12 protein-coding genes are annotated in these 15,962 nt (G+C 70.2%); 4 read left to right on the plus strand and 8 right to left on the minus strand.

Annotation, left to right across the window (positions count from 1 at the left end):
• Positions 1-3: 3 nt before the first annotated feature.
• A complete protein-coding gene (locus tag ACZ4O3_RS08875; RefSeq protein ID WP_467721722.1) occupies positions 4-1,923 on the minus strand; it encodes a molybdopterin oxidoreductase family protein in 1,920 nt (639 codons plus the stop codon).
• Positions 1,920-2,891, minus strand: coding sequence for a 2-dehydropantoate 2-reductase (locus tag ACZ4O3_RS08880; RefSeq protein WP_467721723.1), 972 nt, complete (start codon positions 2,889-2,891; stop codon positions 1,920-1,922). The genes ACZ4O3_RS08875 and ACZ4O3_RS08880 overlap by 4 nt, the downstream gene beginning before the upstream one ends.
• Before the next feature lie 205 nt (positions 2,892-3,096).
• Here ACZ4O3_RS08880 and ACZ4O3_RS08885 point away from each other — a divergent pair, with 205 nt between their 5' ends.
• The 4 genes from ACZ4O3_RS08885 (at position 3,097) to ACZ4O3_RS08900 (ending at position 6,449) form a co-directional block, all read left to right on the plus strand.
• Entirely contained in the window at positions 3,097-4,425 is a 1,329-nt protein-coding gene (locus ACZ4O3_RS08885; protein ID WP_362723551.1) for an OFA family MFS transporter, read from the plus strand.
• On the plus strand, positions 4,400-4,534 hold the full coding sequence (locus ACZ4O3_RS08890) for an MFS transporter small subunit (protein ID WP_362723548.1): 135 nt from the start codon (positions 4,400-4,402) through the stop codon (positions 4,532-4,534). Before ACZ4O3_RS08885 ends, ACZ4O3_RS08890 begins: the two co-directional genes overlap by 26 nt.
• Before the next feature lie 147 nt (positions 4,535-4,681).
• On the plus strand, positions 4,682-5,629 hold the full coding sequence (locus ACZ4O3_RS08895) for a beta-ketoacyl-ACP synthase III (RefSeq protein ID WP_467721724.1): 948 nt from the start codon (positions 4,682-4,684) through the stop codon (positions 5,627-5,629).
• Between the two features lie 142 nt (positions 5,630-5,771).
• On the plus strand, positions 5,772-6,449 hold the full coding sequence (locus ACZ4O3_RS08900; protein ID WP_384989888.1) for a GntR family transcriptional regulator: 678 nt from the start codon (positions 5,772-5,774) through the stop codon (positions 6,447-6,449).
• A 33-nt stretch (positions 6,450-6,482) separates the two neighbouring features.
• Here ACZ4O3_RS08900 and ACZ4O3_RS08905 read toward each other — a convergent pair whose 3' ends face one another.
• From ACZ4O3_RS08905 to ACZ4O3_RS08930, 6 genes are all read right to left on the minus strand, one after another.
• On the minus strand, positions 6,483-7,472 hold the full coding sequence (locus ACZ4O3_RS08905) for a WD40 repeat domain-containing protein (RefSeq protein ID WP_467721725.1): 990 nt from the start codon (positions 7,470-7,472) through the stop codon (positions 6,483-6,485).
• A 441-nt stretch (positions 7,473-7,913) separates the two neighbouring features.
• Complete coding sequence (locus ACZ4O3_RS08910; RefSeq protein ID WP_362726778.1) at positions 7,914-9,317, minus strand: OFA family MFS transporter; 1,404 nt, start codon at positions 9,315-9,317, stop codon at positions 7,914-7,916.
• Position 9,318: 1 nt separating this feature from the next.
• On the minus strand, positions 9,319-10,707 hold the full coding sequence (locus ACZ4O3_RS08915) for an OFA family MFS transporter (protein ID WP_362726775.1): 1,389 nt from the start codon (positions 10,705-10,707) through the stop codon (positions 9,319-9,321).
• Positions 10,708-10,830: 123 nt separating this feature from the next.
• A complete protein-coding gene (locus ACZ4O3_RS08920; RefSeq protein ID WP_362730561.1) occupies positions 10,831-12,975 on the minus strand; it encodes an acetate--CoA ligase family protein in 2,145 nt (714 codons plus the stop codon).
• Positions 12,976-12,979: 4 nt separating this feature from the next.
• Complete coding sequence (gene frc, locus ACZ4O3_RS08925) at positions 12,980-14,212, minus strand: formyl-CoA transferase (RefSeq protein ID WP_467721726.1); 1,233 nt, start codon at positions 14,210-14,212, stop codon at positions 12,980-12,982.
• Between the two features lie 12 nt (positions 14,213-14,224).
• Positions 14,225-15,907 carry a thiamine pyrophosphate-binding protein gene (locus ACZ4O3_RS08930; RefSeq protein WP_384989878.1) on the minus strand — a complete coding sequence of 561 codons (1,683 nt, stop codon included), beginning with the start codon at positions 15,905-15,907 and terminating at the stop codon, positions 14,225-14,227.
• Positions 15,908-15,962 lie beyond the last annotated feature (55 nt).

A 15,962-nucleotide genomic window follows, 5' to 3' on the forward strand; every position in this document is an offset into this window, starting at 1 on the left:
GGGTCACCTCACGATGGTCGCGACCGGGAGCTTCTCGATGCGGATCGCCGACGCCTTGAACTCCGCCGTCCCCGCGATCGGGCAGTTGGCCTCGATCGTCAGCTGGTTGGTGTCCACCTCGTCGGGAAAGTGCATGGTCATGAAGGCGAGGCCGGGGCGCAGCGCGGTGTCGACCCAGACCGGGGCCACCACCGAGCCCCGCCGCGAGGACACCCGGACCTCCTCGCCGACCGCGACCCCGTACCGTTCGGCGTCCTCGGGGCACAGTTCGATGTACTCGCCGCGCCGCAGCGGGGAGGCGTAACCACCGCTCTGCACCCCGGTGTTGTAGGAGTCGAGCCGGCGTCCGGTGGTGAGCCGGACCGGGTACTCCTCGTCGGTGAGGTCGACCGGCGGATCGTGCCGGACCAGCCCGAAGGGGGCCGGTGCCCCGCGCCGTGCCGGATCCTTCTCCCACAACCTGCCGTGCAGATAGGCCGGTTCGAGGCGCTCGGTGCTCGGGCACGGCCACTGGATGCCCTGGTGCTCGACGAGCCGGTCGTAGGTCATCCCGTAGTGGTCCGGGGAGACCGACCTCAGCTCGTTCCAGACGGTCTCCGCGTCGGCGTACTTCCAGTCGTGGCCGAGCCGGGCGGCGAGGTCGCAGATGATGTCGATGTCCTCGCGGGCCTCGCCGGGCGGCGTCACGGCCCGGCGCACCCGCTGCACCCGGCGTTCGCTGTTGGTGGTGGTGCCCTCGGTCTCCGCCCAGCCGGCGGTCGCGGGCAGCACCACGTCCGCCAGCTCGGCGGTCCTGGTGAGGAAGATGTCCTGCACGACCAGGAAGTCCAGGGCCTTCAGCCGGCGGATCGCCTGCTCACTGTCGGCCTCCGACTGCGCGGGGTTCTCGCCGATGCAGTAGACCGCCTTGAGCGTGCCCTCCTCCATGGCCTCGAACATCTCGGTGAGGGTCAGCCCGTAGTGCGGCTGGATGACCGTGTCCCAGGCCGACTCGAACTTCAGCCGGGCGTCCGGGTCGAGGATGTCCTGGAAGCCGGGCAGCCGGTTGGGGATCGCGCCCATGTCGCCGCCGCCCTGCACGTTGTTCTGGCCCCGCAGCGGCTGCAACCCGGCGCCGTAGCGTCCCACTTGACCGGTGAGCAGGGAGAGGTTGATCAGCGCGCGGACGTTGTCGGTGCCGTTGTGGTGCTCGGTGATGCCGAGGGTCCAGCACAGCTGGGCGCGCTCGGCACGGGCGTAGGCGTGCGCCAGGTCCCGGATCGCGGCGGCCGGAACGCCGGTCACCTTCTCCGCCAGCGACAGCGTCCACGGTTCGACGAGCGCCCGGTACTCCTCGAAGCCGGTGGTCGCCCGCTCGACGAACGCCTCGTTGGCCAGCCCGGCGTGGATGATCTCGCGGCCGATCGCGTGCGCCATCGGGATGTCCGTGCCGACGTTCAGCCCGAGCCAGCTCTCCGCCCACTCGGCGGTCGAGGTGCGGCGCGGGTCGACGGCGTACATCCGGGCGCCGTTCCTGATGCCCCTGAGCACGTGCTGGAAGAAGATCGGGTGCGCGAAGCGGGCGTTGGAGCCCCACATCACGATGACGTCGGTGTGCTCGATCTCCTCGTACGAGGAGGTGCCCCCGCCGGAGCCGAAGGCCGCGCTCAGACCGGCCACGCTCGGGGCGTGACACGTCCGGTTGCAGGAGTCGACGTTGTTGGTGGCCATCACCACGCGGGCGAACTTCTGGGCCACGTAGTTCATCTCGTTGGTGGCGCGGGCGCAGGAGAACATCCCGAACGCCCCGCGGTTGCGGTCCAGGCCGCGGGCCGCGCGGTCCAGGGCCTCCTGCCAGCTCGCCCGCCGGAACGGCCCGTCACGGGAGTCCCGTACCAGGGGGTGGGTGAGCCGGGTGTAGGTCTTCTGCTGCCGTTTCCTCATGCGGCGCTCCTCAGCGCGAGCAGGTCCGAGATGGCGTGCACGGTGCGCAGGGTGGGCACCTCCACACCGGTGATCTCCGCCAGCTCGACGACGGCCGCGAGGAGCACGTCGAGTTCCAGCGGCTTGCCGCGCTCCAGGTCCTGGAGCGTGGAGGTGCGGTGGTCACCGACCTTCTCGGCACCCGCGAGCCGGCGTTCGATGGAGACGCCGACCTCGCAGCCGAGGGCCTCGGCGACCGAGAGCGTCTCGCGCATCATGATCTCGATGACCCGGCGGGTGCCGCCGTGCAGGCACATCTGCCGCATGGTGGCGCGGGCCAGCGCGCTGATCGGGTTGAAGGAGATGTTGCCGAGCAGCTTGAGCCAGATGTCGTTGCGCAGATCCGGCTCGACCGGGCACTTCAGGCCGCCAATCTGCATGGCCTCGCTGAATCGCAGACAGCGTGCGGACACACTGCGGTCGGGCTCGCCGACCGAGAACCGTGTGCCCTCCAAGTGCCGTACCACGCCCGGGGCTTCGAGCTCGGTGGCGGCGTAGACCACGCAGCCGACGGCGCGTTCGGGGGCGAGTACGGCGCTGACCGCGCCGCCCGGGTCGACGCTCTCGACGCGGTGTCCGTCGTGGGGGCCGCCGTGCCGGTGGAAGTACCACCAGGGGATGCCGTTCTGAGCCGCGACCACCGCCGTGCGCTCGTGCAGCAGCGGCTCGATCAGCGGCCCGCACGCCGCGTACGAGTTGGCCTTCAGCCCCAGGAAGACGTAGTCGGCCGGGCCGACCTCGGCCGGGTCGTCGGTGGCGTGCGCGTGCGCGGTGAAGTCGCCGCGCGGGCTCAGCACCCGTACTCCGTACCGCCTCATGGCCGCCAGATGGGGTCCACGGGCGACGAGATGCACATCGGCACCCGCGCGGTGGAGCGCGGCACCGACGTAGGCGCCGATCGCACCGGCGCCGAGGACTGCGACTTTCACGGAACACTCCGTTCGGTTTGAGGGATACCGCGGAGGTGGCCCGTAGGGGCCGGAAGATGTCGACGAAATATTGTCTACAGTATGGACTTGAGGTGGGCAAGGGTTCCGGCCATGACCGTTCGGCGCATTCTGGATACCGCTCATCGCATACGATCCGGCCGTCGGGTTCTCAACCACCCGGGCCCGGCCCTACCGTTCGGGACTCATGAGCAGCCCCCCTGTAGCACCGCCGGGCTGGAGCCGCTGGCTCGTCCCGCCCGCCGCCCTCGCCGTCCATCTCTCCATCGGCCAGGCCTACGCCTGGAGCGTCTTCAAACCGCCGCTCGAATCCGCGCTGCACCTCAGCGGCACCCAGAGCGCGCTGCCCTTCCAGCTCGCGATCGTGATGCTCGGGCTGTCGGCCGCGTTCGGCGGCACCCTCGTCGAACGCAACGGGCCGCGCTGGGCCATGACGGTCGCCCTGGTCTGCTTCTCCACCGGCTTCCTGATCTCCGCGCTCGGCGCCGAGACGAAGCAGTACTGGCTGATCGTCCTCGGCTACGGCTTCGTCGGCGGCATCGGCCTCGGCATCGGCTACATCTCGCCCGTCTCCACCCTGATCAAGTGGTTCCCGGACCGTCCCGGCATGGCCACCGGCATCGCCATCATGGGCTTCGGCGGCGGCGCGCTGATCGCCTCGCCGTGGTCCGCGCAGATGCTCTCGTCCTTCGGCGGCGACAACGATGGCATAGCCCTCGCCTTCCTGGTGCACGGGCTGTCCTACGCCGTCTTCATGACGCTGGGCGTGCTGCTGATCCGGGTGCCGCGCAGCGAGAAGCCGGTCGCGGACGCGCCCAGCGCCTTCGAGGGCGCGCAGGTCTCGGCGAACACCGCGATCCGCACTCCGCAGTTCTGGTTCCTGTGGGTCGTGCTCTGCACGAACGTGACCGCGGGCATCGGCATCCTGGAGAAGGCCGCCCCGATGATCACGGACTTCTTCGCCGACAGCTCCACCCCGGTCACGGTGTCCGCGGCGGCCGGGTTCGTCGCCCTGCTGTCCGCCGCCAACATGGCGGGCCGCATCGGCTGGTCGTCCACCTCCGACCTGGTCGGCCGCAAGAACATCTACCGCCTCTACCTCGGCGTCGGCGCGCTGATGTACCTGCTCATCACGTTGTTCGGAGACTCCTCCAAGCCGCTGTTCATCCTCTGCGCGCTCGTGATCCTCTCCTTCTACGGCGGTGGCTTCGCTACCGTCCCCGCCTATCTGAAGGACCTCTTCGGCACCTATCAGGTCGGTGCGATCCACGGCCGGCTGCTCACCGCCTGGTCCCTCGCCGGTGTGCTCGGGCCGCTGATCGTCAACTGGATCGCCGACCACCAGAAGGACGCCGGCAAACACGGCTCCGACCTGTACACCCTGTCCTTCGGCATCATGATCGGACTGCTCGTCGTCGGCTTCGTCGCCAACGAGCTGATCCGGCCCGTCAACACCCGCCACCACATCCCCGCACCCAGGGAGGCCGTCGATGTCGAACGACAGCAGCCGGCGTGAGCCCGACCGCCGCTGGCTGATCGCCGTCGCCTGGCTCTGGGTCGGCGCGCCCTTCGCCTACGGCGTGTACGAACTCGTACAGAAGGCCACACAGCTGTTCAACGGATGAACCAGGACGGCGGCCGGGCGTCCGAGGGTCTGCAAGAAGCCGACAACTCGGGCGCCCGTTTCCTGTGGCCTTACATGCCGTCGTACCCGTGAGTCACTGAACAGACTGGTGGGCCCACACCGAGGCAACGAGGGGGACCCACCACTCATGAACGGCTCGCGCATCGCCGCCGTCGGCCACTACCAGCCCGCCAAGGTGCTCACCAACGAGGACCTGGCGAGCATGGTCGACACCAGTGACGAGTGGATCCGCAGCCGGGTGGGCATCCGCACCCGGCACATCGCGGGCCCCGACGAACCCGTCGACGAACTCGCCGCGCACGCGGCGGCCAAGGCCCTGGCCGCCGCCGGGCTCACCCCCGGTGACATCGACCTGGTACTGGTCGCCACCTCCACCGCGATCGACCGCTCTCCGAACATGGCCGCCCGCGTCGCCGCCCGGCTCGGCGTCCCGCAGCCCGCCGCGATGGACATCAACGTCGTGTGCGCCGGCTTCACCCACGCCCTCGCCACCGCCGACCACACCGTACGGGCCGGGGCCGCCACCCGTGCCCTCGTCATCGGCGCCGACAAGATGTCCGAGGTGACGGACTGGACCGACCGGACGACGTGCGTGCTCGTCGGCGACGGGGCGGGCGCGGCCGTGGTCGAGGCCTGCGGGCCGGGCGAGGAGCCCGGGATCGGCCCGGTGCTGTGGGGCTCCGTCCCCGAGATGAGCAACGCGGTACGCATCGAGGGCACCCCGCCTCGGTTCGCGCAGGAGGGGCAGAGCGTCTACCGCTGGGCCACCACCCAGCTGCCGCCCATCGCCCGGCGCGCCTGCGAGAAGGCCGGGGTGGACCCCCTCGACCTCGCCGCCGTCGTCCTGCACCAGGCCAACCTGCGGATCATCGAGCCGCTCGCCCAGAAGATCGGCGCGGCCAACGCGGTGGTCGCCAGGGACGTCACCGAATCGGGCAACACCTCGGCCGCGAGCATCCCGCTCGCGCTGTCCAAGCTGGTCGAGCAGGGGCGCGTCTCCAGCGGCGACGCGGTCCTGCTGTTCGGCTTCGGCGGCAACCTGTCGTACGCGGGGCAGGTCGTGCGGTGTCCCTGAGGCGCGCGCTCCGCGGTGTGACGTGGTCAACTCCCGCTTCCGCTGGCGGTTGTGCGCCGTAGACTGTAGACGAAAGACAATCGATACTGAGTCTACGCACTGAGTGTCCGCTCGTGACGGGTGTCTGCCGAAGGGGGACCCGATGTTGTCAGCCGGACTGCCGCAGGGCGCGGTGCCCAAGCTCGAACGCCCCGGACCGCTCCGCGACCGTGTGTACGAGGCGCTGCTGGAACTCATCACCACCCGGTCCCTCCAGCCCGGCCAGCATCTCGTGGAGAGCGAACTCGCCGGGCACCTCGGTGTCTCCCGGCAGCCGGTGCGCGAGGCGCTCCAGCGGCTGAACACCGAGGGCTGGGTGGATCTGCGGCCCGCCCAGGGCGCGTTCGTGCACGAACCCACGGAGGACGAGGCCGACCAGCTCCTCACGGTCCGCACGCTGCTGGAGGCCGAGGCGGCGCGGCTGGCGGCGGCGGCCGCGGGCAGCGCGGGAGTGGCCGCGCTGGAGTCCCTGTGCGCCGAGGGCGAGAAGGCCGTCGCCGCGGACGACGTGGACGCGGCCGTCGCCCTGAACGCCGCGTTCCACGCCAAGGTGATGGACCTGGCCGGCAACGCGGTGCTCGCCGAACTCGCGGCCCAGGTCGACCGCCGGGTCCGCTGGTACTACACGCCGGTGGCACGGCAGCGCGGCCGCCAGTCCTGGATCGAACACCGCGAGCTGATAGCGGCGATCACGGCCCGCGACGAACAGCTGGCGACCACCCTGATGCGCGAACACACCGAGCACACGCGTCGGTCGTACCACGAGCGGGCGACGTCCTGAACCGGGTCTGGCTCACGACGGTGTGACGCGGGCTCACGGCAGCGTGACGAGGGCGATCCCGTCCGGCTGCGTGACGGCCAGCCGGATGCCGTCGGGGTGGAGGGCGGCCACCGGGCTCGGGACGCGGCGGTGCCCGAAGCACCCGGCTTTGAGGGGCACGCTCACCTCGGGCCATTCCGCGACGACGACCCCGGTGGCCGTGTCGAGCAGGCGCGGGTGGCCGGAGAACGAGATCACCTGGTCGCCGCGGGGCAGCAGCAGGACACCCGGCTCGGCGTCGGCGATCGGGCTGCGGTGGAGCCAGCGTCCTTCGGACACCGACCACACCCCGAGGTGGTTCGGCGGCAGACCGGCCGGCTCCTCGTCGCTGCCCTCCTCCGCCCCCGTCGCCAGGACCAGCCGGTCGGCGTCGGGCCAGCAGCCTGCCGTCACCTCGCCGCACGTGACCACCTCCGTCGCCGGCACACCCGGTCCGTCGAGCGTGCCGGGGTCGGCGAGCGCGAGCGCGGTGTCGTAGACCATGGCCGTGCCGAAGGGATGCCAGTACCAGCCGACCGAGAGCAAGTACCGGCCGTCCGGGCTCAGGCTCAGCCTGGAGTGGAAGACGTCCTCCGGCTCCCGCCCGCCGGCGGTCAGCCGCTCGCCGCTCGCCGCGTCCTCGATCTGGAGCACGTTGTACTCGTCGGGACAGTGCACGACGACCTCGCGCCCGTCGCCCAGCCGGCCGAGCGCGAGGGGGTAGTCGTAGTCCGCCGCGCGGTAGTAGCTGCGGTTCAGCTCCCGTACGGCCTGCTCGCCTTCGAGCAGAACCGCCTTGGTACCGCGCTCCTGGTACACGGCGGAGAACGCCCCCGATGCGGAAGCGGTCCCGGCGTCGAACGGAAAACCCCACGCGAACGGCGCCCTGCGCTCCACGCCGTCGAGGCCCCAACGCCGCCCGCCCCCGACCACGGAGACCAGCTCGTCCCCCTGCCACACCAGCGACTTCGGCACCGACTTCACCGGTATGGACTCCACGGTCATCGATGTCCCCCTCGGAAGAATCGGAGCGCCGCGAGCGGGCCTCCCGCCCGGAATCTACGGGCCGTCGGGCAGTCCGCGCCCACGAATTTCGCGGGGCCCTGCTCCCGCTCGCGTTGCTGCCCGCGGCCGCGTCAGGGGCAGAAAGGGCGACCGGCGGGACCTCGCCACATCCCGCCTCTCCGGGATCGCACGGCCGGAACCGTCCCGGCACGAAGCACACCGCGAGCGACGGGCACCGGGTGACCGGCGTGCCCGGGCCCACGGCGAACGCCTTCTCCGTCAGACCTCGTCGACGGGCCGGTCCAGGTGTTCCGGGTTTGCCGCCGAGGCCGGTCGGTTCGCGGACGGGGCACGGTGTCGTCCGGGAGGGCGGGGGGAACGCCCCCTGTCCCGGCAGCGGCTGAGTCCCGGACGTGGGTCCGGGACTCGGCACGCCGACGGTCAGCCAGCCGTCTGTGGCCGGACCACCCCCACCTTCGTCCTCGTGCCCGGGTCCCGGCCCGGCTGCCGGAGCAGCAGGGCCACCGCCGCCGCCAGCATCGAGATGCCGCCGGCCAGGGCGTAGGCGCCGTTGTAGCCCCAGGCGCCGACCACCATGGAGCCGAGGCCGCCGCCGAACAGGCCGCTGATCAGCTTGCCGCTGTAGACCAGGCCGTAGTTGGTGGCGTTGTAGTTCTCGCCGAAGTAGTCCGGGGTGAGGGCGGCGAAGAGCGGGTAGAAGGCGCCGCCGCCGAAGCCGGAGAGGAAGGCGAAGAACAGGAACAGCCACTCGCTCTTGATGTCGCCGGCCCAGATCACGCCGAACTGGGCGAGGCCCAGGACGACGATCACGAAGACCAGGGTCGGCTTGCGGCCGAGGCGGTCGGAGAGCCAGCCGACCACACCGCGGCCGATGCCGTTGATGACCGCCATCACGCCCATGGACGAGGCCGCGACCAGCGGGCCGAAGCCGACGTCCTTGGCGAAGTCCACCTGGAACGAGATACCGAAGATCGAGACACCGGCCGTCATCACGATCGCGATCCACATCAGCGGGAGCATGCCGGTGCGTATCGCCTCCTTCGGCGTGAACTGCCGCACCGCGGGCGGGTTCTTGGCGAGCGCCGTGGCGCTCTTGGCGTCGCCCGTCTGGGAGAGCGGGTCGATGTCGGCCGGCCACCAGTTCTTCGGCGGGTCCTTGAAGAAGAACGCGGTGACCAGGACCACGACCATCACGTAGGCGCCGATGAGGTCCAGGACCCGGTGGTAGTTGGCCGTGTCGAAGGCGTAGTTGAAGATGAAGATGAAGGGGAGCGAGCCGTAGGCGAAGCCGCCGTTCACGAACCCCGTGCGGGCGCCCCGGCGTTCGGGGAACCACTTGCCGACCATGTTGATGCAGGTCGCGTAGACCAGGCCGGAGCCGAGGCCGCCGATCACACCGAAGCCGATGATCGCCAGCCAGATCTCGCTGATGTGCGACAGGGCGAGGAACCCGATCAGGCACATCACGGACCCGGTGTACATGGCCCGGCGTGCGGTCAGGACGCCCTTCTCGCGCAGCCAGCCCGCCGGGAAGGCGATACCGGCCTGGAAGAACACCCAGATGCTCAGGATCCAGAAGGTGTTGGACTGCGTCCAGCCGTGCGCGTGCGACAGGGTGTCCTCCGCCGAGCCGTACGCGTACTCGAAGACGCTGATGGCCATCATGGCCACCCACGGGAGGTACACCATGAGGTTGCGGGAGTGGCCGAGGATGTCCCGGTCGGTCTCCCCGATCCGGTACACCCGGCCGCGGGCGTCCGTCACCTCGCGGTACGGGCGCCGCTGGGCGCCGGTGCTGTTCGTGGCCACAGGGTCAGCCGTCATGTCACGCCATCTCCTCGCCGAGCGGATGCGGGTTGGGGACGATGCGCCGGGCGCTGGGCCTGCCCGGTGCCTTGAGGAAGAGGGCCAGTACCGCGGAGGCCAGGCCCACGGAACCCGCCAGGACGAACGCGCCGTGGTAATCCCACTCACCCACGACGACCGCACCCAGACCGGAGCCCACCAGGCCGGAGATCAGCTTGGAGCTGTAGACCATCCCGTAGTTGGTGGCGTTGTTGTTCTCACCGAAGTAGTCCGCCGTCATGGCCGCGAACAGCGGGAAGATCGCCCCGCCGCCGAATCCCGAGACCATGGAGCAGAACAGGAAGAACGGCATGCTGCCCATCTGGCCGGAGACCAGCACGCCGAACTGCGCGCTGCCGAGCACGATGCACACGATGATGAGCGTGTTGCGGCGGCCGTAGCGGTCGGAGATCCAGCCGATGACCCCGCGGCCGGTGCCGTTGACGATCGCCTTCAGGGACATGGCCGTGGCCACGATCCCGCCGGCGAACCCCATGTCCTTGCCGAACGGCACCTGGAAGGCGATGCCGAAGATGTTGATCCCGGCCGTGCACAGCAGGCAGAACCACATCATCCACAGGACGGGCGTACGGGCCGCCTCCTTGGGGGTGTACTGCTTGACCGCGGGCGGGTTCTTCTCCAACGCCCGCCGTATGCGCGGATCCTGGGTTGCCTTCAGGGGATCGACGTGCGGCGGCCACCAGTTCTTCGGCGGGTCCTTGAAGAACCAGCCGGCCGACGCCACCACCAGACAGAGCCCGACGCCGACCGAGGTGAGCAGGACCTTGTAGTTGCCCAGGTCCAGAACTGAGGTGAACAGGAACACGAACGGCACCGACCCGTAGGCGAAACCGCCGTTCACGAAGCCCGTCTTGCCGCCCTTGCGCTCCGGATACCACTTGCCGACCATGTTCACGCAGGTCGCGTAGACGAGACCGGCACCGATGCCGCTGCACATGCCGAAGCCGAGATAGGCGACGACCACGTTCGGCGCGAACGCCAGTGCCACATAGCCGAGGAGCGTGCCCACCGCGCCGATCAGCATGGCGGTACGCGCGGGGAGCCGTCCGCTCTCCCTCAGTTGCCCGGCCGGGAAGGCCACGGCCGCCTGGAAGAAAACCCAGACGCCCATCAGCCAGAAGATGTGCCCGCTGCTCCACAGATGCGCCTCGTGCAGAGTGTCCTCCGCCGACGTGAACGCGTACTCGGCGGAACTGATGCCCATCATGCCCACCCAGGGCAGGATGACCATCCACTTGCGTGTCCGGCCCATCAGATCGACGTCACTCTCGCCGATCCGGTACGTGCGGCCGTTGCGGTCCGTCACCTCCCTGAAGGGGACGGACGCCGTGAGATCGATGGATGACATGTTCGTTCAGCACCCCTTGCGTCGAAAGCTCTGGCCAGCGCCCCCTGTCCAATGCCTTTCGTGCGCGCACGGGTCCCGGGGCCGGCCGCAGCGCACCGCCGGCCGGCCCCCTCCTCGGCTAGGTCATGACCCGCCCCCCAGCAGTCCGGCCGCCCGCGCCCAGCGGTACTTGGCGCCGAGCACGGCCACCGGCCGTTCGGTCGTGTACGGGTAGGCCACGACGCCCCGCTCGTACAGGTACTGGCAGGCCTCCTCGACCTCGACGTCCCCCGCGAGCGAGGCGACGACCGGCTTCTCGATGCCCCGCTCCCGGAACTCCGCGACCACCCGCGCGGTGAGCTCGGCGAACACCATCGGCGGGGTGACGATGGTGTGCCAGTAGCCGAGGACCAGGGCGTGGATGCGCGGGTCCTCGAGGCCGAGCCGGATCGTCGCCTCGTACGTCGACGGCGGCTCGCCGCCCGTGATGTCCACCGGGTTGCCCGCGGCTCCGAAGGGCGGGATGAAGCGGCGGAACGCCTCGTCCAGGTCCGGCGGTATCTCCATCAGGGACAGGCCGTTGTCGGTGACGGCGTCGGACAGGAGCACACCGCTGCCGCCCGCGCCGGTGATGATCACGACGTTGTCGCCCTGCGGGGCCGGCAGCACCGGCAGGCCCCGCGCGTACTCCAGCATGTCGTTCAGGCCCGGCGCGCGGATCACCCCGGCCTGCCGGAGGATGTCGTCGTACACCGCGTCGTCCCCCGCGAGGGCCCCGGTGTGCGAACCGGCCGCCCTGGCACCGGCCGCCGTACGGCCCGCCTTGAGGACCACGACCGGCTTCTTCGGTACGGTGGCCCGCGCCGCCTCGACGAAGGCGCGGCCGTCCTTGAGGTCCTCCAGGTGCATCGCGATGCAGTCGGTGTGCGGGTCCTCGCCGAACCAGGTCAGCAGGTCGTCCTCGTCCAGGTCCGACTTGTTGCCGAGGCCGACGATCGCCGACACACCCGTCCTGGTGGTCCGGGCGAAGCCGAGGATCGCCATCCCGATGCCGCCCGACTGGGACGTCAGCGCCACCCCGCCCTTCACGTCGTACGGCGTGCAGAACGTCGCGCACAGGTCCTGCCAGGTGGAGTAGTAGCCGTAGATGTTCGGCCCGAGGAGGCGGACGCCGTGGCGCTCGCCGATCGCGGCGATCTCCTCCTGGAGCGCGTGCTCGCCGGTCTCCGCGAAACCGGAGGGGATCAGGACGGCGTTGGGGATCCTCTTCCGGCCCACCTCCTCCAGCGCCGCCGCCACGAACCTGGCCGGAATGGCGAAGACTGCCACGTCCACCTCACCGGGAACGTCCGTGACACTCTTGTACGCCTTGCGGCCCAGAATGTCATCGGCCCTGGGGTTCACCGGATGGATCTCCCCGGCGAAGCCGCCGTCGACGAGGTTGCGCATCACCGAGTTGCCGATCTTGCCGGGCTCGTTGGAAGCGCCGATCACGGCGACCGAGCGGGGCTGCATCAGCCGGCGCATGGAGGTGAGGATCTCCTCGCGTCCGTACCTCCGGCGCGGCGGCGGCTGCTTCTCGGCGAGGATGACCCGGATGTCGGCGGCGACCGCGCCCTGCGGGGTGGCGATCACCGGGTTGAGGTCCACCTCGGCTATCTCCGGGAAGTCCGCGACCAGTTGGGAGACCCGCCGGATCTGCTCGGCGAGGGCCCACCGGTCCACGCCGGCCTGCCCGCGCACCCCGCGCAGCACCTCGGCCGCCTTGACGGAGTCCAGCATGGACAGCGCCTCGTCGGCGGAGACGGGCGCCAGCCGGAACGTCACGTCCTTCAGCACCTCGACCAGCACCCCGCCGAGCCCGAAGGCGACCACCTTCCCGAAGGTGGGGTCGGTGACCGCGCCGACGATCACCTCCGTGCCCTTCGGCACCAGCTCCTGCACCTGGACGCCCTCGATCTTCGCCGCGGCGTCGTAGGCCCGCGCGTTCTCGACGATCCGGTGGAAGGCCGCCCGTACGTCCGCCGCGCCCTCGACCCCGACCACCACCCCGCCCGCGTCGGTCTTGTGCAGGATGTCCGGCGAGACGATCTTCATCACCACCGGCCCGGCGAAGCGCGCCGCGCACGCCACCGCCTCGTCGACGTCCCTCGCCAGCTCCTCGCCCGGTACGGCGATCCCGTACGCGTCGGCGATCACCTTGCCCTCGGGTGCGGTGAGCGCGTTGCGGCCCTCCGCGCGCACGGAGTCGAGGAGCTCGCGGACCCGCGGCTCCCGGTCCTCTGCCATCACGTCAGATCACTCCGTTCGACTTGAGCAGGCGCAGCTCTTCGTCACCGAGGCCGAGTTCGCCGATGTAGACCTCGGCGTTGTGCTCGCCCAGCAGTGGTGAACCGGTCACGTCCACGGGGGAGTCGGAGAGCTTGAGCGGGCTGCCGACGGTGACGAACTCACCGCGCTCGGGGTGCGGGACGGTGACCACCATCTCGTTGGCGACCAGCGACTCGTCCTCGATGATCTCCTTGGTGGACAGGATGGGCCCGCACGGGATGTTGTGGGCGTTGAGCCGCTCCAGCACCTCCCACTTGGGGAGCGTCGAGGACCACTCCTCGATCAGCTGGAACATCTTGTTGAGCTTGGGGAGCCGGGCCTGCGGGGTGGCCCACTCCGGGTCGTCCGCCAGCTCCGGGCGGCCGATCAGCCCCGTGATCGGCCGCCAGCCGACGGGCTGCACGATGACGTACACGTAGTCGTTCGGGCCGCCCGGCGCGCACTGGACCGCCCAGCCGGGCTGACCGCCCCCGGAGGCGTTGCCGGAGCGGGGCACCTCGGTGCCGAAGTCCTCGTTGGGGTACTCGGCGAGCGGTCCGTGCGCCAGCCGCTGCTGGTCGCGGAGCTTGACCCGGCAGAGGTTGAGCACGGCGTGCTGCATGGCGACGTTGACCCGCTGGCCGCGTCCGGTCCGCTCGCGCTGGAAGAGCGCCGCCAGTATCCCGGCCACCGCGTGCACCCCGGTGCCGGAGTCACCGATCTGGGCGCCCGTGGCCAGCGGCGGCCCGTCCTCGAAGCCGGTGGTGGCCATCGAGCCGCCCATCGCCTGAGCGACGACCTCGTACGCCTTGAAGTTGGTGTACGGGCCGTCCCCGAACCCCTTGATGGAGGCGTAGACGATCCGGGGGTTGATCTCCTTGATGCGGTCCCAGGTGAACCCCATACGGTCGACCGCGCCGGGCCCGAAGTTCTCCACCATCACGTCCGAGCGGCGGATCAGCTCGGTGAGGAGCTCCTTGCCGCGCTCGGTCTTGGTGTTGAGGGTGATGCTCCGCTTGTTGCAGTTGAGCATCGTGAAGTAGAGGGAGTCGACGTCCGGAAGGTCGCGCAGCTGCCCCCGCGTGATGTCCCCGGTCGGCGCCTCCAGTTTGACGACGTCCGCGCCGAGCCAGGCGAGCAGCTGGGTCGCGGAGGGGCCCGACTGGACGTGGGTCATGTCGAGGACGCGTATGCCCTCAAGTGCTCTGGTGGTCATGGGCGTTCCACCTCACTTGTACATGGTCTGGTTCATGGTTCCGGGGGCGTACGCGTCCGGGTCGACCCAGACGTTGATCAGCGACGGCTTGCCCGACTCGCGGGCCCGGCGCAGCGCGGGGCCGATGTCGGCGGGGTCGCGGACCTCCTCGCCGTGACCGCCCAGCATCTGGGCGAACTTGTCGTAGTGGACGTCCCCGAGGGTGTTGCCGACCCGCTCGCGCTCCTTGCCGTACTTGGCGGCCTGGCCGTAACGGATCTGGTTCATCGAGGAGTTGTTGCCGACGATCCCGACGAAGGGGAGGTCGTAGCGGACCAGCGTCTCGAAGTCCCAGCCGGTGAGGGAGAAGGCACCGTCGCCGAAGAGGGCGACCACCTCCTTGTCGGGGCGGGCCTGCTTGGCGGCGAGCACGAAGGGGACGCCGACGCCGAGAGTGCCGAGCGGGCCGGGGTCCATCCAGTGCCCGGGCGACTTCGGCTGCACGACCTGACCGGAGAAGGTGACGATGTCGCCGCCGTCGCCGATGTAGATCGAGTCCTCGGTGAGGAAGTCGTTGATCTCGCTGACCAGGCGGTAGGGGTGGATGGGCGAGGCGTCCGACTTCAGGCTCGGCAACCGCTTCTCCAGCGCGGTCTGTTCGGCGGCCCGCAGCTCGTCGAGCCACTCCTTGCGCCGGGCGGCACCGCCGTCGATCCGGCCCGAGGCCGCCTCGGTCACCGACTTGAGGACCAGCCCCGCGTCGCCGACGATCCCGAGGCCGATGTCCCGGTTCTTGCCGACCGTGCGGTAGTCGAGGTCGATCTGGACGACGGTCGCGGCGGGGGAGAGGCGCTTGCCGTAGCCCATCCGGAAGTCGAAGGGCGTGCCGACGATCACGATGACGTCGGCGTTGGAGAACGCGTACCGGCGGGAGAGCTGGAAGTGGTGCGGGTCGCCGGGCGGCAGGGTGCCGCGTCCGGCGCCGTTCATGTACGCCGGGACGTTCAGGGTGCGGACCAGCTCGATGGCGGCCTCGGTGCCCCGGGTCGTCCAGACCTGGCTGCCCAGCAGGACGGCAGGCTTCTCCGCGTGCACGAGGAGGTCGGCGAGCTTCTCGATCGCCTCGGGGTCGCCGGCCGAGCGGGTGGAGGCCCGGTAGGCGCCGGACCGGGGCACGCGCGCCTTCGCCGCCGGTACCTTGGCGTCCAGCACGTCACGCGGTATCTCCAGGAAGGAGGGGCCGGGTGCGCCGTGGTAGCACTCGCGGAACGCCATGGAGACCATGTCGGCGGCGCGGGCGGTGTCCGGGACGGTCGCCGCGAACTTGGTGATCGGCGCCATCATGTCGACGTGCGGGAGGTCCTGGAGGGACCCCATCTTGTGCTGGGTGAGGGCCCCTTGGCCGCCGATCAGCAGCATCGGGGACTCCGCGCGGAAGGCGTTGGCGACCCCGGTGACGGCGTCGGTCGTCCCCGGTCCCGCGGTGACGACCGCGCATCCCGGCTTCCCGGTGATGCGTGCGTAGCCGTCGGCGGCGTGCGCGGCCACCTGCTCGTGGCGGACGTCGACGACTTCTATGCCCTCGTCCACGCAGCCGTCGTAGATGTCGATGATGTGGCCGCCGCAGAGGGTGTAGACGCGGTCGACCCCCTCGGCCTTCAGCGCCTTGGCAACGAGGTGACCACCGGAGATTGCGTCCTGGGTGTCGTCGGGCATGGCGAAGTCCTGTCCCTTCGTAGGGGGTGGGGATGCCGTCTTCGTACATTGCATA

This window comes from Streptomyces sp. NPDC026515 (assembly GCF_055567595.1).

What these genes read in the sequence shown, in the direction of transcription:
- ACZ4O3_RS08875 (WP_467721722.1), bottom strand. Translation starts at nt 1,923, where the DNA reads ATGAGGAAACGGCAGCAGAAGACCTACACCCGGCTCACCCACCCCCTG.
- ACZ4O3_RS08885 (WP_362723551.1), top strand. Translation starts at nt 3,097, where the DNA reads ATGAGCAGCCCCCCTGTAGCACCGCCGGGCTGGAGCCGCTGGCTCGTC.
- ACZ4O3_RS08890 (WP_362723548.1), top strand. Translation starts at nt 4,400, where the DNA reads ATGTCGAACGACAGCAGCCGGCGTGAGCCCGACCGCCGCTGGCTGATC.
- ACZ4O3_RS08895 (WP_467721724.1), top strand. Translation starts at nt 4,682, where the DNA reads ATGAACGGCTCGCGCATCGCCGCCGTCGGCCACTACCAGCCCGCCAAG.
- ACZ4O3_RS08900 (WP_384989888.1), top strand. Translation starts at nt 5,772, where the DNA reads ATGTTGTCAGCCGGACTGCCGCAGGGCGCGGTGCCCAAGCTCGAACGC.
- ACZ4O3_RS08905 (WP_467721725.1), bottom strand. Translation starts at nt 7,472, where the DNA reads ATGACCGTGGAGTCCATACCGGTGAAGTCGGTGCCGAAGTCGCTGGTG.
- ACZ4O3_RS08910 (WP_362726778.1), bottom strand. Translation starts at nt 9,317, where the DNA reads ATGACGGCTGACCCTGTGGCCACGAACAGCACCGGCGCCCAGCGGCGC.
- ACZ4O3_RS08915 (WP_362726775.1), bottom strand. Translation starts at nt 10,707, where the DNA reads ATGTCATCCATCGATCTCACGGCGTCCGTCCCCTTCAGGGAGGTGACG.
- ACZ4O3_RS08920 (WP_362730561.1), bottom strand. Translation starts at nt 12,975, where the DNA reads ATGGCAGAGGACCGGGAGCCGCGGGTCCGCGAGCTCCTCGACTCCGTG.
- frc (WP_467721726.1), bottom strand. Translation starts at nt 14,212, where the DNA reads ATGACCACCAGAGCACTTGAGGGCATACGCGTCCTCGACATGACCCAC.
- ACZ4O3_RS08930 (WP_384989878.1), bottom strand. Translation starts at nt 15,907, where the DNA reads ATGCCCGACGACACCCAGGACGCAATCTCCGGTGGTCACCTCGTTGCC.